25 protein-coding genes are annotated in these 22,829 nt (G+C 67.9%); 16 read left to right on the forward strand and 9 right to left on the reverse strand.

Annotated elements, in window-relative coordinates:
* Positions 1–42: 42 nt before the first annotated feature.
* Positions 43–465 (forward strand): hypothetical protein, encoded by a 423-nt coding sequence (locus tag CRO01_RS08650; protein ID WP_097008729.1) that lies wholly within the window; start codon positions 43–45, stop codon positions 463–465.
* Positions 466–682: 217 nt separating this feature from the next.
* Complete coding sequence (locus tag CRO01_RS08655) at positions 683–3,031, forward strand: alkaline phosphatase PhoX (protein ID WP_097008730.1); 2,349 nt, start codon at positions 683–685, stop codon at positions 3,029–3,031.
* 67 nt (positions 3,032–3,098) lie between these two features.
* On the opposite strand, the gene CRO01_RS08660 is transcribed toward CRO01_RS08655, so the two are convergent.
* A complete protein-coding gene (locus CRO01_RS08660) occupies positions 3,099–3,542 on the reverse strand; it encodes a DUF2391 domain-containing protein (protein WP_097008731.1) in 444 nt (147 codons plus the stop codon).
* A 97-nt stretch (positions 3,543–3,639) separates the two neighbouring features.
* On the opposite strand from CRO01_RS08660, the gene CRO01_RS08665 reads away from it, so the two are divergent.
* From CRO01_RS08665 to CRO01_RS08685, 5 genes are all read left to right on the forward strand, one after another.
* Positions 3,640–4,458 carry a lipoate--protein ligase family protein gene (locus CRO01_RS08665; protein ID WP_097008732.1) on the forward strand — a complete coding sequence of 273 codons (819 nt, stop codon included), beginning with the start codon at positions 3,640–3,642 and terminating at the stop codon, positions 4,456–4,458.
* A gap of 106 nt (positions 4,459–4,564) precedes the next feature.
* Complete coding sequence (locus tag CRO01_RS08670) at positions 4,565–5,401, forward strand: deoxyribonuclease IV (RefSeq protein WP_097008733.1); 837 nt, start codon at positions 4,565–4,567, stop codon at positions 5,399–5,401.
* Positions 5,402–5,600: 199 nt separating this feature from the next.
* Complete coding sequence (locus tag CRO01_RS08675; RefSeq protein ID WP_097008734.1) at positions 5,601–6,509, forward strand: hypothetical protein; 909 nt, start codon at positions 5,601–5,603, stop codon at positions 6,507–6,509.
* An 87-nt stretch (positions 6,510–6,596) separates the two neighbouring features.
* A complete protein-coding gene (locus CRO01_RS08680; RefSeq protein WP_097008735.1) occupies positions 6,597–7,406 on the forward strand; it encodes a class I SAM-dependent methyltransferase in 810 nt (269 codons plus the stop codon).
* 74 nt (positions 7,407–7,480) lie between these two features.
* The gene (locus CRO01_RS08685; protein ID WP_179747439.1) at positions 7,481–8,989 is read left to right on the forward strand and encodes a P-loop NTPase; all 1,509 of its coding nucleotides are present in this window, start codon (positions 7,481–7,483) and stop codon (positions 8,987–8,989) included.
* A gap of 9 nt (positions 8,990–8,998) precedes the next feature.
* On the opposite strand, the gene CRO01_RS08690 is transcribed toward CRO01_RS08685, so the two are convergent.
* The gene (locus CRO01_RS08690; protein ID WP_097008737.1) at positions 8,999–9,643 is read right to left on the reverse strand and encodes a DUF7095 family protein; all 645 of its coding nucleotides are present in this window, start codon (positions 9,641–9,643) and stop codon (positions 8,999–9,001) included.
* Between the two features lie 131 nt (positions 9,644–9,774).
* On the opposite strand from CRO01_RS08690, the gene msrB reads away from it, so the two are divergent.
* Positions 9,775–10,194 carry a peptide-methionine (R)-S-oxide reductase MsrB gene (msrB, locus tag CRO01_RS08695; RefSeq protein WP_097008738.1) on the forward strand — a complete coding sequence of 140 codons (420 nt, stop codon included), beginning with the start codon at positions 9,775–9,777 and terminating at the stop codon, positions 10,192–10,194.
* A gap of 64 nt (positions 10,195–10,258) precedes the next feature.
* Here msrB and CRO01_RS08700 read toward each other — a convergent pair whose 3' ends face one another.
* Complete coding sequence (locus CRO01_RS08700) at positions 10,259–10,693, reverse strand: bis(5'-nucleosyl)-tetraphosphatase (RefSeq protein WP_097008739.1); 435 nt, start codon at positions 10,691–10,693, stop codon at positions 10,259–10,261.
* A gap of 227 nt (positions 10,694–10,920) precedes the next feature.
* Here CRO01_RS08700 and CRO01_RS08705 point away from each other — a divergent pair, with 227 nt between their 5' ends.
* Entirely contained in the window at positions 10,921–11,250 is a 330-nt protein-coding gene (locus tag CRO01_RS08705) for an uS10/mL48 family ribosomal protein (protein ID WP_097008740.1), read from the forward strand.
* A 21-nt stretch (positions 11,251–11,271) separates the two neighbouring features.
* On the opposite strand, the gene CRO01_RS08710 is transcribed toward CRO01_RS08705, so the two are convergent.
* Entirely contained in the window at positions 11,272–12,543 is a 1,272-nt protein-coding gene (locus CRO01_RS08710; RefSeq protein ID WP_097008741.1) for a PQQ-dependent sugar dehydrogenase, read from the reverse strand.
* A gap of 169 nt (positions 12,544–12,712) precedes the next feature.
* Here CRO01_RS08710 and CRO01_RS08715 point away from each other — a divergent pair, with 169 nt between their 5' ends.
* On the forward strand, positions 12,713–14,002 hold the full coding sequence (locus CRO01_RS08715) for an amidohydrolase (RefSeq protein WP_097008742.1): 1,290 nt from the start codon (positions 12,713–12,715) through the stop codon (positions 14,000–14,002).
* Here the strand turns inward: CRO01_RS08715 and CRO01_RS08720 are convergent.
* Together CRO01_RS08720 and CRO01_RS08725 are read right to left on the reverse strand one after the other, a co-directional pair.
* Positions 13,999–14,514 carry a plastocyanin/azurin family copper-binding protein gene (locus CRO01_RS08720; protein ID WP_097008743.1) on the reverse strand — a complete coding sequence of 172 codons (516 nt, stop codon included), beginning with the start codon at positions 14,512–14,514 and terminating at the stop codon, positions 13,999–14,001. The two genes, CRO01_RS08715 and CRO01_RS08720, sit on opposite strands and share 4 nt — an antisense overlap.
* A 113-nt stretch (positions 14,515–14,627) precedes the next feature.
* A complete protein-coding gene (locus CRO01_RS08725; protein WP_097008744.1) occupies positions 14,628–15,998 on the reverse strand; it encodes a geranylgeranyl reductase family protein in 1,371 nt (456 codons plus the stop codon).
* Between the two features lie 123 nt (positions 15,999–16,121).
* Here CRO01_RS08725 and CRO01_RS08730 point away from each other — a divergent pair, with 123 nt between their 5' ends.
* On the forward strand, positions 16,122–16,520 hold the full coding sequence (locus CRO01_RS08730; RefSeq protein WP_097008745.1) for an acyl-CoA thioesterase: 399 nt from the start codon (positions 16,122–16,124) through the stop codon (positions 16,518–16,520).
* Positions 16,521–16,614: 94 nt separating this feature from the next.
* Positions 16,615–16,953 carry a 2Fe-2S iron-sulfur cluster-binding protein gene (locus CRO01_RS08735; protein WP_097008746.1) on the forward strand — a complete coding sequence of 113 codons (339 nt, stop codon included), beginning with the start codon at positions 16,615–16,617 and terminating at the stop codon, positions 16,951–16,953.
* Between the two features lie 45 nt (positions 16,954–16,998).
* Here CRO01_RS08735 and CRO01_RS08740 read toward each other — a convergent pair whose 3' ends face one another.
* On the reverse strand, positions 16,999–18,150 hold the full coding sequence (locus CRO01_RS08740) for an MBL fold metallo-hydrolase (RefSeq protein ID WP_097008747.1): 1,152 nt from the start codon (positions 18,148–18,150) through the stop codon (positions 16,999–17,001).
* Between the two features lie 84 nt (positions 18,151–18,234).
* On the opposite strand from CRO01_RS08740, the gene CRO01_RS08745 reads away from it, so the two are divergent.
* The 3 genes from CRO01_RS08745 (at position 18,235) to CRO01_RS08755 (ending at position 20,457) form a co-directional block, all read left to right on the forward strand.
* The gene (locus tag CRO01_RS08745; RefSeq protein ID WP_097008748.1) at positions 18,235–18,867 is read left to right on the forward strand and encodes a rubrerythrin family protein; all 633 of its coding nucleotides are present in this window, start codon (positions 18,235–18,237) and stop codon (positions 18,865–18,867) included.
* A 201-nt stretch (positions 18,868–19,068) separates the two neighbouring features.
* Positions 19,069–19,566 carry a YbhB/YbcL family Raf kinase inhibitor-like protein gene (locus CRO01_RS08750; protein WP_097009166.1) on the forward strand — a complete coding sequence of 166 codons (498 nt, stop codon included), beginning with the start codon at positions 19,069–19,071 and terminating at the stop codon, positions 19,564–19,566.
* Positions 19,567–19,689: 123 nt separating this feature from the next.
* The gene (locus tag CRO01_RS08755) at positions 19,690–20,457 is read left to right on the forward strand and encodes a hypothetical protein (RefSeq protein WP_097008749.1); all 768 of its coding nucleotides are present in this window, start codon (positions 19,690–19,692) and stop codon (positions 20,455–20,457) included.
* Here the strand turns inward: CRO01_RS08755 and CRO01_RS08760 are convergent.
* Together CRO01_RS08760 and CRO01_RS08765 are read right to left on the reverse strand one after the other, a co-directional pair.
* Positions 20,454–20,699, reverse strand: coding sequence for a hypothetical protein (locus CRO01_RS08760; protein ID WP_097008750.1), 246 nt, complete (start codon positions 20,697–20,699; stop codon positions 20,454–20,456). The two genes, CRO01_RS08755 and CRO01_RS08760, sit on opposite strands and share 4 nt — an antisense overlap.
* Before the next feature lie 93 nt (positions 20,700–20,792).
* Positions 20,793–22,031: a mandelate racemase/muconate lactonizing enzyme family protein gene (locus CRO01_RS08765; RefSeq protein ID WP_097008751.1), complete on the reverse strand. Its 1,239-nt coding sequence runs from the start codon at positions 22,029–22,031 to the stop codon at positions 20,793–20,795.
* 129 nt (positions 22,032–22,160) lie between these two features.
* On the opposite strand from CRO01_RS08765, the gene CRO01_RS08770 reads away from it, so the two are divergent.
* Complete coding sequence (locus CRO01_RS08770; protein WP_097008752.1) at positions 22,161–22,772, forward strand: translation initiation factor IF-2 subunit beta; 612 nt, start codon at positions 22,161–22,163, stop codon at positions 22,770–22,772.
* Positions 22,773–22,829: the final 57 nt, after the last annotated feature.

A 22,829-nucleotide genomic window follows, 5' to 3' on the forward strand; every position in this document is an offset into this window, starting at 1 on the left:
AAATTACTCACCCTCAATAGGTCGCCCCCCGGAGACTGCTCTATGTCCCGCAGCGAGCGCTCGACCGGCGCCGAGTCGGAGACCGTCGTCGAACAGTACGTGCTGGATGTCCGGATCGTGGAGCGTCCTGACGCCGACGACGCAGCGCGGTACGGGTTCGAGGCGCCCCGGCACACGGAGGTTACCTTCGAGAACCCCGACACCGCACGACTGTACGCGGACGTCTACTTCGACGTGAACGGGTTCCGCGAGGAGGGGACCGGCGAGCACGGCGTCCCGCCCGCGATCTTCCAAGGCGGCAAGGACACGCTCGCGGCGTACCTGCTGACACGGCCCGGCATCGACATCAACTGGGTCGCTTCGTTTTTCGGCGTCGACCGGGCCAAAGCAGAGCGCTACGTCTCTTGGGTCAGCGAGCGGGCGGCGTCGATCCGGGACCGGGCCCGAGAGCGTGATCTGGAGTAGGCGGCGTCCTCGGAAGCTAGCTTTTGGCAAGCGCTGGCGCCATGCGCTGTTCTTGCGTCGGTTCAGGAACTCCTAGCCGCGCCGATCCCTCGCGGGGTCGAGCGGTACGAACAGATACAGTCCGCCACTGACCGCCACGGACCTGTTGCTCGCTAATGTATTCGTACTTATGAATATTATAAAATGATTTTATAGGGTCAGTCGACGGCCAACGTGGATGGTTAAACTCAACCGCCGTAACCTGATGGCCACCTCGGTCGCCGCAGCACTCGGTGCGTCCACCGCAGGACTCGCAAGCGCCAGCGAGGACGACGACACGCCCGATGCCCCTTGGAGCGACGGTGAACTCAAGCGGTTCGCCCACGTCGCGTTCGGTGCGGAGTTCACGGGCCCCTTCGTCACCGACACCAACGAGCTGTTCTTCTCGAATCAACACCCCAGCCGCGACAATCCCGAGCCCTTCGCCAAGGCCGGCGTCGGCGTCGTCGAGGGGTTCCAGTTCGAGATGGACGGCACCAGCGACGACTTCGACGAGCTGTCCAAGCCCCAGACCGACGCGGAGCAGGCGGCAGTCCGAGTCGCCGACGGGGAGTACAACCAACTCGCACAGGAGGGCGACCAGATCAACGGCGGTGCCGAGAAGTTCGGCCACCCCCAGACGCCCGACGGGACCGATATCGCCGAGTTCGCAGGGAGCCGGTACGGAGACTTCGGTTACAACCCCGACATGAACCAGTTCGTCCCGACGAACGACGCCGGGACGGAGGGGTACCTGTTCACCAACATCGAAACCAGTCCCGGCAGCATCACGCGGATGCCGATCAGTCGATCGGACGACGGGACGTGGAGCGCCGACCTAGAGAACACGACCAATCTGGTCAATCACGAGGCGTTCCGAGACATCGGCGGTACCCGGATCAACTGCTACGGCGACCTGAGTCCGTGGACGACGCCGATGTCCGCCGAGGAGAACTACGCCCATCCGCGACTCGCTCCTTCGGCGACCACCAGTGAGGTCGTCGAGTCCGGCGGCGTCGGCCGGCGCGGCGGCGCCGAGTTCTGGAACCGGCCGAACCCGTCGGCCGCCCAAGATGCCATCGACGAAATCTTCGGCGACGATTCGTGGTACCTGCAGGGCGTCTGGGCGCTCACCGGCGTCGAGCTGCTCGCGTACTACCTCGGCGCCGATCCGGTCGATCAGAACGGCGATAGCAACGATATGACGCCGATCGGCGAGGGGTATCCCAACCCGTATCGCTACGGCTACATCGTCGAAATCCGCGACCCGGCCGACGATCCCGCGCCGGTCAAACACTGGTGTATGGGGCGGGCGGCGTTCGAGGCGCCCGACTTTCAGGAGGACGAACGGACCGTCTACCTCACCTCCGACGGCGAGAACAAGGGCCTCTACAAGTTCGTCGCCGACGAACAGTTCACGAGCTACGACGATCCGATGAACGTGGCCGGCACGCTGTACGTCGCCGAGGTCACAAATCAGGCAGCAGCGGACGGACGCCCCCCGGCGGCGGTCGATCTGGAGATCGAGTGGCTGGAACTGGGCCACGCCAGCAACGCCGAAGTCGAGTCGTGGATCGCCAGCTACGACGGGATCACGCAGATCGATTACCTCGAAACCCACGCCGAGACCGACTGGCAGTCGGACCTCGACGCCGCACTGCGGGAAGCCGACGAGGCCGTCGCCCGCGACGGCAACCGCGACTACGTCACCGACGAGGAGATCACCGAGTGGGCCAGCCAGTACGAGCAGCACGGCCCCGGCGGCGTCGACGAGGAACTCCGGAAAGTGCCGTACCTCGAAACCCGCGCCGCGGCCAAGGAGATCGGCGCCACCGTCGAGTTTCGCAAGGCCGAGGGCGTCGACAGCGTCGAAGGCGCCCAGCCCGGCGATTACGTCTATCTCGGTATCTCGGAACTCAACGCCGGGATGAGCGACGACGCCGGCGACATCCGGCTCCAGCGAGTCGACGGCGGCGTCGTCTATCGCGCCGAACTCGATTCGGAGTACGACATCTCGACGCTGGAACCGGTCGTCGTCGGCGCCGACGCCTCCGATCCGAAGCCGGTGATCGACGACGCGCCGATCAACATCGACAACGTGCTCGTGCTGGCCGACGGGCGCGTCCTGCTGTGCGAGGACGCCGCCCAGTACAACCGGACCTACCCGAACGACGGCGTCTGGGTGTTCGACCCCGCGACCGACGGCCTCTCGAACGGCGGCGACGACACCGGGACGGACGACGGATCGGACGACGACAGTTCCGGCGGGGACAACTCCGGCGACGGCAGTGGAGACGACAGCTCCGATGGTAGTTCGGACGACGGCTCCGGCGACAGTTCGGACGGCGACGCCGACAGCGGGTCCGGCGATAGTTCAGGTGATAATACCGACGACAGTTCCGGAGACGAGTCCGACGACGAATCGGACGACAGCGGCCTACCCGGCTTCGGTGTCGGCGTCGGACTCGCGGGCGCTGCCGGTGGTGCACTCGCGGCCCGGAACCGCGATGGCAACGACGCCGACGTTAGCGACGACGGCGACGACTGACCGATCGGCCGTCGCACACGCTCTTTTCGCCTTCGAGGCTTGCGTGAGGAGTCCAAGCCCCCATCACTCAGAATACGCTGTCGGCGGTCGCGGCGCCGACGACCGAGAACACCGAGCCGACGGCGACGGCCTTGAACGAGACCCAAATGGCCTCTGTCATGCTGCCGTTCGGATACGCAGCGACGAACGTGTCGGGCGCGTCGAGGATCATCGCCAGCAGCGCGACCGAGCCAAAGGCGACCAGCATCAGCGAGACGAACCGGATGGGGACGCCCGCGACCTCGATCTCGCTGTCGGGATCGCGGCCGGTATCGGCCTGATACAGTGCGGCGTAGCCGATGCTGGCCGTCAGTGCGATGACCAGTAGCGTCTGGAGACCGTCCATGTTGCTCGCGAGACTCCAGACCTCCTCGGTGACGACGAAGGGGCCTGCCAGCAGGATGCCGCCGACGGACTGCTGGGCGGCGTCGGCGAGCCGAAACTCCGGATGACGGAGGCGACCGAGTTTCATTTGCACCGACGAACGGCCCGCCGTCTGATAAACTCGCCGGGCGCCGTGCCCGATCGACGCCGCAACCGACTTGGCACCCGCAAGCGTATCCCGAGCCATGACCGCGCTGGCCGACCGCGAGTGGCGCCTCATCCCCGAGCGCGCCGACGACGGCCCGACGACGATGGCGCTAGAGGAGGTCGCCGCCGAGACGGCTGTCGAGGACGGCGTCCGGACGGTTCGGGTGTACTCGTGGGAGCCCTCGACGCTCTCGCTGGGCTACCGGCAGGATCCCGACACGGTCGACTGGGCGTACTGCGAGCGCCGGGACATCGGCGTCACGCGCCGCCAGACCGGCGGCGGCGGCATCTATCACGACCGACACGCGGACATCTCCTACAGCATCGTCGCGCCGGCTGACGAACTGCCGGGCGATCTGATGGATAGCTACGATCTGCTCTGCGAACCCGTTCTCGACGCCTTCGAGCGCTTGGGCGTCCCGGCAGCCTTCGCCGACGAGGAACTGCCCGCCGTCCACCAACCCTGTTGCTACCTACGTTCGATCCACCCCGCTCACGACATTCTGGCAGACGGCCGCAAGATCAGCGGGAACGCCCAGTATCGCCAGCGTGACGCCGTGATCCAGCACGGATCGCTCTCGTTCGACCTCGCCACCGAGGACCACCTCGGCGTCTTTTCTGATCCACAGACGACGCCCGCGGAGTTCCGCGAGCGCGTCACCGCGATCAGCGAGCACGCCGACGTGACGCGCGAGGACGCCGTCGACGCCCTCGAAACTGCGCTGGCGGAGTGGGCCGACGCCGACGAGGGCGCGTGGCGCGAGGACGAACTCGATCGCGCAGGGGAACTCGCCGCCGAGAAGTACGGAACCGACGACTGGACGCGCCGACGGACCGTTCCAGACGCAGTCGAGTAGTCGAACGCGCCGTCCCGATGCCGCCCCGACGCGACGTACCACGCCTGTTGCCGTGGCAACGCGGCGTTCCGAAGTCTCTTTGCCGGTCGGATTCCTCGGCAGCGACATGAGCGATCTCCGAGTCGGTGCGCACGTATCGGTCGCCGGCGGCGTCGACAACGCCGTCGAGCGCGAACTCGACGTCGGCGGGAACTGCGGGCAGATCTTCACGACCTCGCCGCAGGTCTGGCAACAGCCCGACATCGAGGACGACGAGGCCGAGCAGTTCCGCGAGGGCACGGTCGAAACGCTCGACGGCCCGTGGGTGATCCACTCGTCGTACCTCGTCAACCTCTGTACGCCCAAAGACGACCTGCGCGAGAAATCGATCGATAGCATGCAGGCCGAGGTCGACGCCGCCGATCGGCTCGGCATCGAGTACGTCAACGTCCATCTGGGCGCTCACACCGGTGCCGGCGTCGAGCAAGGGCTGGACAACGCCGCGAGCGCGCTCGACGAACTCGACGTGCCCGACGGCGTGACCGTGCTCGTCGAGAGCGACGCCGGCAGCGGCACCAAGCTCGGCGGCGACTTCGAGCACCTCGCGGCCGTGATCGACCGCGCCGACCTCGACATCGACGTTTGTGTCGACACGGCCCACGCGTTCGCGGCGGGCTACGACCTCTCGACGGCCGACGGCGTCGACGATGCCGTCGCCGAGTTCGACGAGGTCGTCGGTCTCGATCACCTGGAGTGCATCCACCTCAACGACTCCAAACACGAGTGTGGCACCAACAAAGACGAGCACGCCCACATCGGCGAGGGCCTGATCGGCGAGGAGGGGATGGAGCGGATCATCAACCACGACGACCTTGCTGACGTTCCGCTTGTACTGGAGACGCCAAACGAGGACGGCAAGGGCTTCGAGTGGAACATCGACCGCGTCCGGGAACTTCGGAACTGAACCGGTCGGAATCGCACCGCGATTCCCGCTAGGCCGCGCGGCGGCGTCGCGCCGCCGAACGATCCGAACGCAGGCCGAGCCAACCGGCCGGCATCTGTGATAGAAGTGCAAGCATATCCGATTCACCGTCGGATAACGGCCACGTACCGCCCATTTTGGCCCTGCATATTGATAGGTCCCGGTTCGTAACCTCGACAGTATGTCGGGCGACGACGGACGGTTCGTCGGACGGCGGGAAGTGCTCGCGGCGCTCGGCGCCGCGGCGCTGGCTCCGACCGCCGACGAGGTGCTGGGACTCTCCGGAGCGTCGGCGCCCAGCCCCGAGCACGCGCCGATGACCACGGGCGAGGCCGACGCGACGCTTCGCGTGCGGACGTATCCGCGACTCGCCAGCGCCGCGGATCGTTGGAGCGGTTGGTCGCTGGCGACGCTCGCAGCCCACGGCGCCGTCGGCGACGCGCTCGACGCCGTTGCGACCTACGCGCAGTCCGAGCGCGACGGGCTCTCGGCCGTCGACTGGAAACTGGAGGCCGGCGCCGGCGTCTCGCTCCCGCCCGGTCTGGACGCCCCGACGTTGATCGAGCGGTTCGCCGAGACGGTCCGCGAGCGCGACCCCGACGCCGAGCACGCCTGCCATCTCTTGTTGTGGTCCGAGCCGCTCAACTTCCGGATCGGCTACGGGTACACCCGCTCGGACGTCGCCGCCGCCGCTGAGGGGGCGTACACGATCGCCAACGTCGGCGCGACCGAGCGCTGGGACGGCCGTGCGGTCACGAAGAACATGGCGATCCACGAGACGCTCCACGCGTTTCTCACCGGCGAGGACGCCGAAGCGGTGATCGGTCACAGCTGTGAACACAACCTCGGCGCGGTCCGGCACGTCGGCGACGGGATCGCCGAAGTGACGCCGATGGCGACGGCCTACGCTGGCCGATCGACGCCGATGGACGAGACCACGTGGTCCGGGCGGGGCTGTCGTGATCCGGACGCGTTCTACAGACACGACGGCGTCGACGGCGTCGACGAGTGGCGTCACACCACCGAGCTCAGTGAGGGGACCCTCGATGCCGCCGCGCGGTACGTCGAACACCAACTTACTGGGGACTGAACCGACCGGCGTCACAGCACACTACGTCACCGGCCACGGCGACGCCGAACCGGCCCGCTTAACTGCCGCCCGACGCCACTGACAGGCGTGCGCGAGTTCTCGGCAGACTACCTCAGCGAAACCCGGGAGGGGATGTGGGACGACTCCCGAGAGGCGCTGGCACCGCTCGATCTCGACCGCTGGGACTCGGTGCTCGACGTTGGCTGTGGAACCGGCGAACTCTCGGCGGTGCTGTCCGAGGAGACCGGCGGCGAGGTGGTCGGCGTCGACGCCGATCCGTCGCTGCTCGACGTGGCCGGCGAGCGCGTCCCGACGGCGGCCGGCGACGCGACGCGGCTTCCGTTCGCCGATGATTCGTTCGATCTGGTGGTCTGTCAGGCCCTGCTGATCAACCTGCCCGATCCCGCCGCCGCAGTCCGGGAGTTCGCCCGCGTCGCCCGCCACCGCGTCGCGGCGGTCGAACCGGACAACGGCGCCGTCACCGTCGAATCCAGCGTCGACGCCGAATCCGGACTGGCCGACCGAGCGCGGCGGGCCTACCTCGACGGCGTCGGCACCGACGTGACTCTGGGCGGCGCCGGCACCCGCGCGGCGTTCGAGGACGCCGGAATCGAGGACTCGACGACGCGCCGGTACGACCACGTACAGTCCGTCGAGCCGCCCTACTCCGAGCGCGACATCGACGCCGCCAAGCGCAAGGCCACGGGCGAGGGGCTGGCCGACGATCTCCCGACGATGCTGGCTGGGGATCTCACCGAGGCAGAGTACGACGACCTTCGGAGCCGGTGGCGCGAGATGGGCCGCGAGGTCGTCGGGCAGATGGCCGACGGCGAGTACCGCCGCCGCGAGACGGTTCCCTTTTTCGTCACTGTTGGGTCGGTCGAGCAATCGGGCTGACGGCCACCCGCCGCGCGGCGGCGGTGTGCCTGCCGCACCACACTTTATTATCGGCCGCCGAGATGCCAACAGCGATGACCGGAACCGTCTACGCGATTCTCGGGGGGAAAGACGACGTGGGGGCGACCGCGACGGCCGTCGCGCTGGGAACCTCGCTGGCCGAGCAAGCTCGTCGCGTCGCCGTGATCGACGCCGACTTTGCAGGTGACGGCGTCGGTGCGACGCTCGGCCTCGGTGACGCCGACGCGACGCTGGGGGACGTGGTCGGCGGCGACGCCGACCTCGACGACGCGCTGGTCGAGACGGCCCACGGCCTGCAGGTGCTGCCCGGTGACGACGCCGTGCCGCACCCGACCGACGTTCGCTCGCACGCGCTCGTCCGGGCGGCTGACCGCGTCCGCGAGCGCTTCGATATCGTGCTGGTCGATTTGGGTACCACCGCGGGCACCGCCGCCGCGTTCGCACTCGAACGGGTCGACGGCGTGGTGCTCACCACCACTCCCGCGAACGACGCCATCGCCGCGGTCGCCGACGCCGCGACGGTCGCGCGCTATCACGGCGCCGACGTGCTCGGGACGGCGTTCACGAAGGTCCCCGACGGCACCGAGATCGACCACCGAGCGGCGGCCGACGCGCTCGACTCGGACGTGCTCGCGCTCGTGCCAGAGGACGGCGCCGTGCGCGAGAGCGCCGACGCTGGCACCTCCTTGCTCCGTCACGATCCCGATAGTCCGGCGGCGATGGTGTACTGGCAGCTTGCGGAGCGACTCGCCGCCGGCGACTTCGACGGCGAGCCGGTCGCCTACGAGCAACCGGGCGCATCCGACGCGACGGACCCCGGCGTGGCCGACGAGACTGGCGCCAACGGCTCCGATTCGACCGCCCGGCAGGACGCCGCGGCGGAATCGGCGTCCGAGAGCGCCGAGCAAACTGTCGGTAGTGGGACTGACGAGAGTCCGGATTCGGAGCCAAGCGAGACGCCGGTCGACGAGGAGTCCCCCGCCACGGCGGCCGCGGCAGACGAGGACGCCGGCGAGGAGCCGGTCGCTGCTGTGGCGCCGGACGGCGTCGCCGAAGAAGAGCCTACGACGGGTGACGACGACGGCGACGAGACGCCAGATGACGCCGATGGTGACGACGCCGGCGACGACACAGCGCCCGACGGTATCGACTCCGACGGAACAGCTGACGACGCCACGGCGGCGACGGCCGAAGCAGACAACACGACAGCAAACGAGTTCTCGTGGGACGACGGGTCGGCGTCGAGCAGCGACGACGGCGACGGATCCCCAGCCGAGAGCAACCTACAGGGGAGCGAGGAGGGCGCTGAGGCTGCCGATTCCGAGCACGTAGACGACGGTCGGCGTCCTGACGGGACCGATCAAGAAAACGAACACACCGGTGATAACGACCCGACGCAGGCCGAGGACGCCGCCGAGGAACAGACCGACGACGATGAGATGGAAGCCGCGTTCAAGGCGACGATGGACAAGGTGCGCGAGCAGCGCGAGGAGGAGTCGGACGACAAAGAGGACACCGACGACGAGGACGACAGCGGCGGCATGTTCGGCATCGGCGGCTGACCCGCCGGCTCAGACTACGTCGCCGCGAACCGTCGCCCCCTCTTGCTCGGCGCGCCACTCGTGGAGGGTCTGGGCGGCGTCTTCGGCGTCGTCCTCGTCCAAGCCGAGCATCTCCAGCGATTCCGAGAGCGTCGGGAACGGCAGTTCGCTCTCGCGGAGCTTTCGCATCGCCTCGTCGCTTCGGGTCCCCTCGGCCCAGAGGCAGGCCGCCCGCGGATCGAGCAGCTTCTCCCAGTCTTCCCGTGCTTTGGCGCCTTCGAGACGGCGGGTGACGTTGTCGTCGAAACTGGCGTTACAGACCTCCAGATGGATCGGCTCGCCGTCGTCGAGCAGGTGGGCCGCGAGGCACTTCTCGGGGGCGGCGTGGCCGTTGGCGTTGGCCCGGAGGTGCTCGGGGTGCTCTTCGGCCCACTCGGCGCGGACGCTCTTGCCGACGCCCTCGATCCCGTGGGAGTCGACGAACTCCTCGGAGCGGTCGGCATCGCCCCCAAAGAGGACATCTTTGGCGAGGTACACGTCCAGCCGGTCGATCGGATCGAGGCCGAGCGCCACGTCGCCGTACACCCAGACCTCCCGGACTGGCACCGGCATCTGCTCGTTCTCGACGGCGTCGACGATCTCGGCGGCGCGGTCTAACGCCTCGCTCCTGTCCATGCGCGCCGATAACCGTCGCGGCGCAAAAACGGGTTCGGTCGCGGCGACGCCGCTGGCCGGCAGTCTGTCGCGGCGCCGAGCACCGTGCCGGCGCCGACACGCCTTTCCTCGCGGGTGCCTAACTCCCGACCATGTCTCAGGAATCCGCCGACGACCTGCCCGAGAGCGACGAGGAGTGGCGCGAGCGCCTCGACGACGAGGAGTACCGCATCCTGCGCGAAGCCGGCACCGAGCCGAAATTCAGCGGCGATCTGCTCGATGTCAAAGACGACGGCTCCTTCGAGTGTGCCGGCTGTGGCCAGACGCTGTTCGACTCCGATACCAAATTCAACTCCAACAGCGGGTGGCCGAGTTTCTACGATGTCGCCGACGAGGACAGCGTCGAGACGCGCCACGACGACAGCCACGGGATGAGTCGGACGGAAGTGATCTGCTCGCGCTGTGGCGGTCACCTCGGTCACGTCTTTTCGGACGGTCCCGAGCCGACCGGCCAGCGCTACTGCATCAACTCCGCCGCGCTGGAGTTCGACCCCGAAGAGAGCGATAGCTAACGGCGTCGCGCCGCCGGCCGTTCCGACGGACGCCGACGCGTCGCAGCCGATCAGCGAGCGGCGATCACTCCTCGTCTTCTTCGCGCTCGTCTAAGAACACGTGTGCGTCCTCGAGAATCTCGCGAGGGCCGTCCTGCGTGATCGTGTTGATCGCTTGCTCGTAGTCTCGCCACTGGAGGTCCCGGTGTTCGTGGGACAACTCCGCGCTGGCCTCGAACGATTTGGCCACGAACAGGTGGACCGTCTTGTGGATCGTCTTACCATTCGCCTCGAATACGTAGTCGTAGTCCTTGCGGAAGCCGTCGAGCAGTCGGAAATCGGAGATTCCCGCCTCCTCGGTGACCTCTCGGATGGCCGTCTGCTGGAGTTCCTCGTCACCCTCCACGCCGCCTTTGGGGAACTCCCAGTCCCCGGGGCGGCTCTTGAGGAGGAGGTACTCCCGGCGGCCGCGCGTATCCCGAAAGAGGATCGCGCCCGCGCTCGTCGCTTCAACCGTCATTAGCCGTACGTAATCGGCCATGCGTTAAGTGAATATCGGACGCGGGACCGCTCGCGGGGCGATTCGGTGCGGTCGACGACACCGCGACACACGGGAGTCGGTGGGGTCACCCCATCCCCGTTTCGTCCGGTCGGACGGAACAATCACTCACCGTGATAACGGGTCACAGGCGTCTCGCGGCCGATAGGCGGGATTTTTAGTCCCGGAGCGTCGAAGAGTAGGCTACTATGACCTTCGTCACGAAACTCCGACTCCAGAGCGGGGACCGGGCCGTGCTCGACAACGAAGTCGAGGACATCAAATCGACCGCCGAACGCAAGGGCGCCGAACTCCGCGGACCGCACTCCAAGACCACCCAGCGGATGCAGGTTCCCCTCTCGAAGGACACGACCGGCGACGGCCATCTGGGCTCGTGGGACTACACCGTCTACAGCCGCGAGGTCGAGATCGTGGGTCACGACGAGCTGGCGCGCCGAATCGCGGCCCGCGAGTTCCCCGACCCGATCCACGTCGAGGTCGAGGTCGAGCAGATCACCCAAGTCGGCTCGGGCGCGTAACGACGCTTCTGCGATCCTTTCTCACGCACTTGCGGCGATCCGGAACAGGCCGCCACCGTCCCGTCCGGTGCCGAGTGCGTACACCTCGCCCTCGTATCGCTCGAACGCGAGGAGATACTGGAGTCGGTCGCCCTCACTGATCTCGACGACGCCGGTCGGCCACTGGTCGGCGTCCGACGGCGTCGCGGCGAACAGCCGCCCCTGTGCCTGAAAGTCGCCGAAGACGTAGACGCCCTGTAGCTCCGGCACCGCCGAGCCTCGGTAGACGGCGCCGCCGATCACCGCGGCGCCGCTGACGGGCGCCCCCGAGTGGGGATACTCGACGATCGGATCGAGGAAGGGCTCGCCGCCCCGAACGTCCTCGGGCGTCCCGTCGGGACACTCCTCGGCCCGGAAGCAGTGGGTGCCTTCCTTGACGTTCCAGCCGTAGTTGCCGCCCTTCTCGACGAGGTTCACCTCCTCGTAGCGGTTGTGCCCGACATCGGCGACGTACAGGTCGTCGCCGTCGAAGGAGAGCCGCCACGGGTTGCGAAAACCCCACGCGTAGTACTCCTCGCGGCCCGCGCGCCCGACCAGCGGGTTGTCCTCGGGAACCCCGTACGCGCCCGCTCCGCCGGCGTCCACGTCGATCCGCAGGAGGCAGCCGAGGTAGTTGTCGCTGACGTTCTGTGCGGCCTCGCCGCCGCCGCTGGTGCCGTTTGGGACGTAGAGCAGTCCTTCCGGTCCGAACGCTAGATCGCCGGCGTTGTGCACCGGGCCGGGCTGTGGCAACTCCAAGATCGTGCGTTCGGAGCCCGGTTCGACGCTCCGTCCGTCCGCAGCCGCCCGAAACTCAGCGAGGACGCCGGTGTGGCTGTAGTCGGCGGGCGTCCCCTCGCGGACCGGCGCGCTGTACCGGACGAACAGCCGCCGGTTCTGGGCGAACTCGGGGTGGAGCGTGAGCCCGAGCAGGCCGCGCTCGCCGCCGGTCACGATCGACTCGCGCAGGTCGAGAAACGGCGTCTCGCGCAGGCCGTCGGCCTCGTGGACGTACACGACGCCGTCGCGCTCGACGACGTACCGGCGATCGGCGTCGGGCGCGAACGCGGCGTCGACCGGCTGTTCCAACCCGGTGACGATCGGTTCGACGCCGACCGCATTCGGCAACTGCGCGTCTGTATTTTGGCTGCCGTCGTCAGCGCCGTCGCCGTCGGACGGGCCGCCGGTCTGCTGGGCTGCACAGCCGGCGCCCCCCACTGCTCCCGCGGCGACGCCGATCGCAAGGAACCGTCTGCGGCTCGCTCGTGGTCGCATGGTCGACCGTACCACGACCCGACTGAAATACGTCGGACCGTGCTGGCTCGTCGGCTGTGGCTCGACGGCGGCGTTCCGCAGTGAATCTCCGGCGATGTTTCGTGGTCGACGCCGTTCGGCTCCGGCGTCCCGGGGTGGCTTCAAGTGCTCGCCGCGCTACGAATCGGGTATGAGCACGCTTTCCGAGCGCGATCGGTTGGTCGAGTTGCGACGTGATCTCCACCGCAGGCCCGAGCCCGCGTGGTGCGAGTTCTACACGACCGCCCGCATCGTCGAAGAGATCGAACGGATCGGCGTCGACGACCTGTACGTCGGTCCCGACGCTATCGACGCCGACAGCCGAAGCGCCGTCCCCGACGACGCCGAACTGGAGCGGTGGCACGCCCAAGCCGAGGCCGCCCTCGCCGAGCGCGAGGGAAGCGACCCCTCGATCCTCGACCAGCTACGCGGCGGCACCACCGGCGCCGTCGCCGTTCTGGAGCGCGGCGAGGGGCCGACGATCGGTCTCCGGGTCGATATCGACGCCCTGCCCCGCGAGGAAGCCGACGGCGCCGACCACCACCCCGCCGCCGAGGGGTTCCGGTCGATCCACGACGCGATGCACGCCTGCGGTCACGACGCCCACGCGACGATCGGCCTCGGCGTCCTCGAACGGATCGCCGACAGCGACTTCTCGGGGACGTTCAAGCTGTTCTTCCAGCCCGCCGAGGAGGTGATCGGCGGCGGCAAGGCGATGGCAAACAGCGGCCACCTCGACGACGTGGACTATCTGCTGGCGATGCACATCGGTCTCGACCATCCCACCGGCGAGATCGTCGCCGGCATCGACGACTTTCTCGCGGTCTCGCACCTGACCGCCGAGTTCCGCGGCGAGTCGGCCCACGCCGGCGCCAACCCCGAACGGGGCCGGAACGCCAACCAAGCGCTCGCGGCGGCCGTCCAGAATCTCTACGCGATCCCGCGCCACGCCGACGGCGGGACCCGAGTGAACGCCGGCCGGATCGAGGGCGGCAGTGCCTCGAATATCATCGCAGAGCGCGCGACCATCGAGGGCGAGGTCCGCGGCGAGACCTCCGAACTGCGGGACTACGTGATCGCCGAAGCCGAGCGCGTGATCGAGAACGCCGCCGGAATGTACGACTGCGAGTCCGAACTCCACGTCGGGCCGAGCGCACCCAGCGCCGAGAGCGATCAGGCGCTCGTCGACGCCGTCGCCGCGGTCGCACCGGGCGTCGCCGGCGTCGAACAGGTCGTCGAGCGCGCGCCGCTGGGCGGCAGCGAGGACGCCACGTATCTCATGCGCGAAGTCCAAGAAAACGGCGGGCTGGCGGCCTACGTCGGCGTCGGAACGGACCATCCGGGCGGCCACCACACCGCGACGTTCGACGTCGACGAGGAGAGTTTGCAGATCGGCGTCGACGTGCTGGCCGACGCCGTCGAGCGGATCGCCGAGACCTAGTCCTCGACGACGATCCAGCCCCGCATCCCCGCCCCCTCGTGTGGCTCGCACACGTACTCGTAGGTGCCTAGCGTCTCGAAGGTGAACTCGTAGCTGTGGCCGTCGTCGTAGAGGTCCTCCTCGCCGGCCCAGTCCGCGGCATCCGGTTGTTCGACCGGGACGACGTTGTGGAGGTCCGACTGCCAGAGCCATCGCACCGTCGTCCCCGGCGTGATTCGGACGGCGTCGGGCTCGAAGACGAACTCGCCGCTCGGCCCGACTTCGACGGTGCCGCGATCTTCGCCGGTCCAGTCGACGGGCTCGGGCATCGTCGGCGTCTCGTCGCCCGTCGTGTCGTTGCCGGCATCGGTCGCGTTCTCGGTGCCGTCGTCGTCGGACTCGTTGACGGGTGCGGCTTCGTTGTTCTCGGGATCGTCGGTGTCGTCGGTGCTGCCGGAACAGCCCGCGAGCGCGACGAGACCGACCGATCCCGCCGCGGTCAGCACTCGCCGACGGGAGGAACTGCGTTGCATGTTCGTGCCAGTTGACGCGCCCGCGATAAAAAGAAACCTGTCGGGCTGACGCCGTGCTCAGTACTCTGTCGGGCTGGCGCCGTGCTCAGTACTCTGTCGGGCTGGCGCCGTGCTCAGTACTTCGGATCGGCGCCGGTCGTCTCGTAGACCCGGTCCATCAGGTCGTCGCGGCGGGACTGCCACGCCGGGAACCCCTCGGGGCTGGAGGGGTAGGACTCGTAGTGGTCGAGGATGGCGTCGGCGCGCTGTTTCGTCTGGTAGAGGTTGTAGATGTCGCCCCAGTGGCCGAAGCTCTTGATCGCGGTCTTGAGGACCACCGACGGCGAGAGCGAGGTCGAGCCGGCGTACAGCGACTCGGCGATCTTCTCGCCGGGCAGGGCCGCCAGCAGGCTCATCATCTCGTCGGTGTCGACGGCCGTCGAGAGGATGTTGTACACGTCCAGCGCGGCGTATCTGGCGCCGAAGTGGTCCATCACGCGCTCGTTGTACTCCCAGAGCGCTTCCTCGGTGGGGCCGCCGTTGGCGAGCGCGTCGATCGCGGTTTCGGCGGCGTACTGACCGGCGTAGGCCGCGCCGGCGATGCCGCCGCCGGTGGTGGGGTTGACGTGGCCAGCGGCGTCGCCGACCGCGACGAAACCGGGCGCCACCGCGGAGTCGTAGGGACGCCGCGTCGGCAGTGCCGCGCCGAGTTTGTCCTCGACTTCGGCGCCCTCGAACTCCTCGCGCTCGCGCAAATCCTCCTTGAGGTCGTCGACGAGCTGCATCGGCTCCTCGGTCATCTGGAAGCCCAGCCCGGCGTTGATCTCGGTGTCGGTCCGCGGGAAGTACCACAGGTACCCGGCAGCGCGCTCGGTGGGCTTGAACACCAAGGCGTCGTCCCACTCGACGGGTTCGTCGACGTGGACGATCTCGCGGTAGGCCGAGCAGAACTGCGAGTAGTTGACGTTCTGGTCGAACGTGGCGCCGTCGAGGTCGGCCTTGTCCTGCAGAATCGACAGCGCGCCGGCGGCGTCGACGACGATCTCGGCCTCGTAGGTGACGGGATCGCCCTTGCGGACCGCATCGACGCCGGTGACGCGCCCGTCGTCGTCCTGATTGACATCCTTGACGACGGTGTCGTAGTGGAACTCCGCGCCGGCGTCCTCGGCGCCCTCGATGACGAGCCGTCCGTACTCCCAGCGGTCGATGACGGCGAGTTCGCCCGGCACCGGGATCTCCAGCACGGTGTCCTCTTGGGGAATCTCGAAGCGGCCGTGATCGACATCGGTGTTCGTGAACGCGGGTTCGATCTGCGATTTGGGGATGGCGTCGGGGAACGCCGACGCACCCTTGAGCGCGTCGCCACAGGCGATGTGGCCGGCTTCCTCGGCGTCCTTCCGCTCGATGACGACGGCGTCGTGGCCCGCCCGAGCGGCCGTCGCCGCGGCGTAGCAGCCGGACGTTCCGGCCCCGACGACGACGAAATCGTACTGCTGGGTAGTCATGCAAACGGCTCGACGCCCCACCGTGAAAACCTTTTTTCTGTCGGCGTCTCGATGCCGGAACCGATCGCAGACGGTTCGGCCCGATGACGAACCTATTAGTCGGTCAGCGGCGTCCCCGGTGACGTGAGCGAGTTCGGATTCACCACGACGGTCGAGCCCCGGTACAGCGACATCGACACCTACGAACACGTCAACCACGCCGTCCACGCGACGTACATGGAGCAGGCCCGGATGCGCTTTTTCCGGGACGCGGTGGGCCAACTCCGGATCGACACCGTGATCGTCAACCTCGAAGTCGACTACGAGCGCCCGATCCAACTGACCGACGAGGTCGAGATCGGCGTCGGCGTCGTCGAGATCGGCGAGACGAGCCTGACGCTGGCTTACGACATCCGCGCCGGCGGCGAGCCCGCGGCCTCGGGCCGAACGACGCAGGTGATCCTCGACGGCGGCGACCCGACCCCGATCCCCGAGGACTGGCTCGACGCCCTCGCGGAGCACCGTGTCGACGCCGAAGCGTAGTCAGTCGAGTCCGATCCGGGGACGATATTCAGTCGATCCCGACAGGACAGATTGTGATAAAGAGTTTTACGGAGGTCCTCCGTAGCGACCGAGTATGACCGACTACACCGTCGAGTTCGTCGGCACCGGCGAGGAGGTCACGGTGTCCGACACGGAGACGATCCTGAGCCGCTGCATCGAGGCCGGGATCGCTCAGGAGTACTCCTGCCGGGTCGGGATGTGTCTGGCCTGCTCCGCGAAGATCGTCGAGGGCGAGGTCACCCAGCCCGCCGCCCGCGGCCTGACCGACGAGGAGGCCGAGGAGTACGCGCTGACCTGCATGGCCCGCCCGAACTCCGATCTCAAACTCGACCGCGGCAAGTACCCGCCGAGCATCGAGGACGACGCCGTCGTCGCCGGCGATTCCGACGCGACCGCCACCGCGGACGACTGACGCCGACCGTTCTTCTCGCCGTTTCCTCGTCCAACAGCGACGCCGTCAGCCGGCGTCTGCCACCGCGCAGTTGTTCGGCCCCAGCTCCGCCTCGAACGCCTCTTCGTCGGGTAGTTCGTCGCGCCCGAGGTTCGCCGCGACGATCTGCTCGTGGTTGGCCGGTCGCGGCGATAGGTTCTCGACGGCAAACTCGACGAACGACTCGCGGTCCATCGACAGCGCGTCGAGCCTGTCTGCGAGGTCGCCGAGGCGTGCCGTGAACAGGTCGTCCTCGCCCGCCTCGTCGGCGTCGCCGTAGTGGCCCGGCGCGACGAGCGTGTCGTCGGGCAGATCGAGCAGGCGCTCGTGGAGCGTGTCGTAGAGATCGGCGGCGAGATCGCGGGCGCCGTCCGCGCCGCGTTCGAGATCCGGCCGGCCGACGCCGTCGAGAAAGAGCGTGTCGGCCGAAAACAGCGTCCCCCCGACGCGCAGAACGCACAACTCGCTGGTGTGGCCCGGCGCGTGGATCGCCTCGATGTCGGCGTCCCCGACCCGAAGGCGGTCGCCGTCCTCGTACAGATTCGCCTCGAACGCCAACCCGCGGTCCTCGGCGCCGGCGGGCAGCCACGCCGCGGCGTCCGCGGCGTCGGCGACGGCCCGGACGCCGCTGACGTGGTCGGCGTGGACGTGCGTGTCGACGGCGGCGACGAGGTCGGCGCCACGGTCCTCGGCGTCGGCCACGTACCGCCCGGCGAACGCCCGCAGCGGGTCGATCACCGCCGCTTCGTCGCCGCTGACCACTAGATAGCCCAGACAGCCGCTGGCCGGTCGGCGGTACTGGAGCACCTCGGCGTCGGCGTCGATAGCGAGTTCGTCGGCGTCGTAGACGCGCGCCCAGCCGTTCATCCCCTCGGCGAGGTTGACCGCGTCGACGCCGGCGTCGCGGAGTTGGCCTGCGATCTCGTCGCTGGCTCGGCCGCGGGCGCAGACGACGGTGATCGGCTCGGCGAGGTCGTCGACGAGGTCGGCCGTCGTGCCCTGAATCTCGGCCTGCACGAATCGCATCTCAGGGATCTGGACGGCGTCGACGCCGTCGCCGTCGATGTGCCACGCCTCGAACTCGTCGCGGTCCCGCACGTCGAGGACGCTCACGCCCTCGCCGCGCTCGATGCGCTCGTAGAGCCGGTCCGGCGAGATCGACTCGTCGGTCGTTGCCATATTGCACGGTACGTGCTCGGCCGCCAAGACTCCCCCGCCGGGTGCGCACCAAGCTTCAACTCCCCGGCGACCCTGAGTTGGGGCATGGATTCCGACGACCTCCGCGAGTCGGTCGAGACCGAAAAGGCGACCCAACTCGATCGGCTCGGCTCCTCGAAGCTCCTGATCGCGCTGACCGACGGTGACCTCGACGAGCCGTCGGTGCTCGAAGCCGCCGCCGACAGCGAGCGCTCGGCGCTGACGACGTTCTCGGGGTGGGCAGACGACGAACCTCACGACGCCGCCCGCGGGGCGTTCGAGGACGCCGCCGATCAGGAGCGGCGCCACCTCGATCTGGTCGTCGACGAACTCGACGGCGAGTACGACCCGGCCGACGGCGGCCCGATGCACGCCTATCTCCGGGGGCGCGAGGGGACGATCGAGCGCGTCGCCGCCGGGATGGTCGGGCGCTCGCTCGTCAGCGTCCGCACCCACACGCAGGTGATCAGCTTCTTCGTCAACGAGGCCGACGAGGTCCGCGCCGACCTCTTTCGAGAACTCAAGACCGACACGCGGGGGACGCTCGACGCCGGCCTCGACCTGCTCGACGGACTGTGCGACGACGCCGAAGAGTGGGAGCGCGCCGAGATGGCCGCCGAGTACGTGATTCAGGTCGCGTACGACGACTACGTCGACGCGCTGGGCGAACTCGGCGTCGAGCCGAAGTCGCTGTGCTGAGGGCGGGCCGCGTCGGCGTCCCCGGCGCCGAGACTGGGGGCGGGATTTTCGGCGCCCGCGCTCGAACTTCGAACTGACGTGCCACGCCCGATCGGTCGCCGGACGCTGCTTGCCGGTGCAGCCATCGGCGTCGCCGGCTGTCTCGACGGCGCCGGCGGCGACGCGGCGGACGGCGACACCGGCGGCACGGACGGTGACATCATGTCAGACTCGGAGACGCCAGCACACGGCGACGCCGAACAGCGCGGCGACCTGTCGCTGACCAGTTCTGCCTTCGGCAACGGCGAGCGCATCCCCGATCAGTACGGCCGCGACGGCCGGGATGTCAACCCGCCGCTGTCGATCGGCGGCGTCCCGGACGGCGCGGCGTCGCTCGCGCTCGTGGTCGACGACCCGGACGCCAGAGCGCCCGCGGGGAAGGTGTGGGTCCACTGGCTCGTCTGGAATCTCGATCCGAGCCGCGAGCAAATTCCGGAGAACTGGAACGCGGCGGACGCCACCGAAGGGACCAACGACTTCGGCGAGGTCGGCTACGGCGGCCCGGCGCCGCCGGACCGCGAGCACACCTACCGGTTCAAGTGCTACGCGCTCGACGAGACGCTGGGCCTGACGCGGGGCGCCACGAAAGACGAACTCGGCGCGGCGATGGCGGGGTCGGTGCTCGCACAGACGCAGTTGACCGGCACCTTCGCGCCCTGAGCAGCGCCGTCGACGGGGGCGTTTCGCGGTCGGCCAGTGCTCGGTGTGATCGGCTCGTTCCGATCGCAGTTTTCGCCAAAATGCTCAGAAACATTTACGTATTGGCTATCGAACAGCTTCGGTATGTCTCCGCGACGCTTCCTGACGCCGCTGCGTCGGGACGCCCTCCTTGCCCTCCTCGCGCTCGGCCTGCTCGCCACGCCGCTGTGGGCGCCGACGGACGACCTCGGCGACGAGACGCACACGTACGAGCGTGCAGAGATCGTTATCGACGACCAGTACGGTATCTCGTTTGCCGAGGACCGAAAGCGCGTTCGGATCGGTGAAATCAGCGACGCGATCGCCTGTGCTCCCGTCACGTACCGACAACCCCGCGTGTGCGCATTCGAGCGGCTGCTCGTCGGAAACGAAACCGTCCCGACGGAGCGGTACACACCCGGGAACAGTACCCCTATGTGGAGCGAGCAGTACCACTACGTCCAACTCAACGGCTCCGTCTACGAGACCGAGTACGTCGTCAACGAGTCCGCTACCGCACACGGCGGGCTCCACAGAATCGAACTCGCGCTCGACCCGGTTTCGGCGCCCGACGTGCTCGAACGGATTTCGATCGACGCCGCAGCCGAGTATCCCAGTCTCTCGGACACCGCCGTCGAGGTCGCACGCGATGGTCAGGTGACCGTCCACAGTGAGGTCGACGTTCCCCAGACGCCGGTTCGCCTCGACGACGGGTCGTACTACCGCGTCCACGAGGCCACCTCGGACGGCCCGGATCCGGTGAAGCAACTGCTCGATATCTTGCTGAAAGCGTTCGGCGTCGTCGCCGGACTGTATCTCCTCTACCGGCTCACCCGGCGTTTCGAAGTGACCTACGTCGGCGGTGAGCGCTAACTTCGGGTGTGGCGGTTGACCGTGAGCGCGTCGTAGGCGGTGAACAGCCCCGCCGGCACCGCCAGCGCCCAGCCGACGTACGACAGCGGGGCGGGCTGGAGCAGCGCGAGATAGATCCCGCCCAGCAGCGCGACGGACGCGATCAATCGCGTGACGATCCGCCCGAGCGTCAGGTCGTGCACGAAGTACTCGAACAGCGGGTCCACGAAGACGCTCGTCAGGAGGTCGTACAGCAGGGACATACCTCTCGATGTTCGCTGTTCGACAAAAAATTTCGGACGCGAGCGATCACGCCGCGTTGGACGAGCGAGTGAAAAACTCGGTCGGTCTTCGGCTTACGCTTCGTCGAAGAGGGTCTCGCCCTCGACCATGTGCTCCTCGACGGCGTCCATGTCGAGCGTCAGGCCGAGACCGGGCTTCTCGGGGATCTCGATGTAGCCGTTCTCGATGACGTCCTCCTCGACGAGGTCCTCCCACCAGCCGAGTTCGTAGGAGTGGTACTCGACGGCGAGCGAGTTCGGGATCGAGGCGCCGACGTGGGCGCTTGCCATCGTTGCGATCGGCGAGGAGACGTTGTGCATCGCGACAGGGATGTAGTACTGGTTGGCAACGTCCGCGATCTTGCGGGTCTCGCGCATGCCGCCGACCTTGGGCATGTCGGGCGCGATCATGTCGACGGCCTGGTTCTCGATCAGGCGTCGCTCCTCGGTGACGCGGTAGCGGTTCTCGCCGACGGTGATCGGCGTCGTCGTGGACTTGGTGACTTCCTCCTGCACGTCGAGGTTCTCCGGCGGGACGGGGTCCTCGAGCCACCACACGTCGTAGTCCTCGATGGCGTCGGCGAGACGCTTTGCCGAGCCGCCCGAGAACGTCCAGTGACAGTCGAAGGCCACGTCGGCCTCGTCTTTGACTTCCTCGGTGACCTTCTCGACGATCTCTGCCTTGTGGCGGATCTCGCCGGGGCGGAGGTGGCGGTTCGCGCGGTCTTTCTCCAGCCCGGAGGGAACGTCGAGGTCGAACTTCAGGGCGTCGTAGCCCAGTTCGTCGACGACGCGGCGCGCTTCCTCGGCGCAGGCTTCGGGGTCGGCCTCTGCCTCGGTGTGACAGTCACAGTAGACGCGCATCTCGTCGCGGTACTTGCCGCCCAGCAGCTGGTAGGCGGGCACCTCCAGAATCTTGCCGGCCAGATCGTGCAGCGCGACCTCGATGCCGGCGATGGCGGTGATCGTGACGCCCTCGACGGAGCCCTCGCCGGACATCTTCTGGACGAGGTGCTCGTAGAGGCGGTCGATGTCGAGCGGGTTCTCGCCGATGACAAAGGGCTTCATGCGCTCGATCAGCTCGGGGACGCCGGCGCCCCAGTAGGCCTCGCCGGTGCCGACGACGCCCGCGTCGGTGTAGATACGGACCAGCGTCCACGGGAAGTTCCCGTCGACCATCGTCGTCTGGACGTCGGTGATCTCGACGTCGCGGCCGCCGCCGCGCTCGTTGGTGACGCCCATCGTCTCCGAGGAGAGTTCTCGCATCGTGTACTCCGCGTTCGGATCGTGCAGATCCTCGTAGTTGACACCCATACCTCCCTCTTTACTAAGCGCACAGTAAAACTTTGAGATATGCGTTTGTGGCGGCGATACTGTGTCACCGTGTGACGTGGCACTGACCGTTCCGAACGCGCTTTAGGTGCGCGTCGCGTGTGTCGTCCCATGGACTACGAATCGAATCTCCAGCGAGCGATCGACGACATGCCGGAGATAGAGGGCAGCGACGAGCGCCTCTCGATCCCGGATGCCGCCGCACAGAAAGACGGTGCCTTCACTCGATTTACCAACCTCTCGGAGATCGCCGATCTCCTCTCCCGCGATCCCGAGCACGTCCACCGCTTCATCCAGCGCGAGCTGGGTACCAGCGGCACCTTCGAGGAGGGCCGCGGCCGCTACAACGGCGACTTCACCAACGGCGAGTTCGACGCCGCCATCTCGAAGTACGTCGACGAGTACGTGCTCTGTACGGAGTGTGGTCTTCCCGACACCCGCATCGTCCGCGAGAATCGGACGCCGATGCTGCGCTGTGACGCCTGCGGTGCGTTCCGTCCCGTCCAGAAGCGCAGTCAGGCGACCCAGCAACAGAGCGCCGAGGCCGTCGAGGAGGGCAAGACCTACGAGGTCAAGATCACCGGCACCGGCCGCAAGGGCGACGGCGTCGCCGAGAAGGGCAAGTACACGATCTTCGTCCCCGGCGCCAACGAGGGCGACGTGGTCCAGATCTACATCAAGAACATCTCCGGCACGCTGGCGTTCGCTCGCATCGCCAACTGATTGCGGTCCGTTTTCGCCGTTCCGACGCACTCACAACCACCAGCGTCGCGGCTGCTT

This window comes from Natronoarchaeum philippinense (assembly GCF_900215575.1).
Lineage (GTDB): Archaea > Halobacteriota > Halobacteria > Halobacteriales > Natronoarchaeaceae > Natronoarchaeum > Natronoarchaeum philippinense.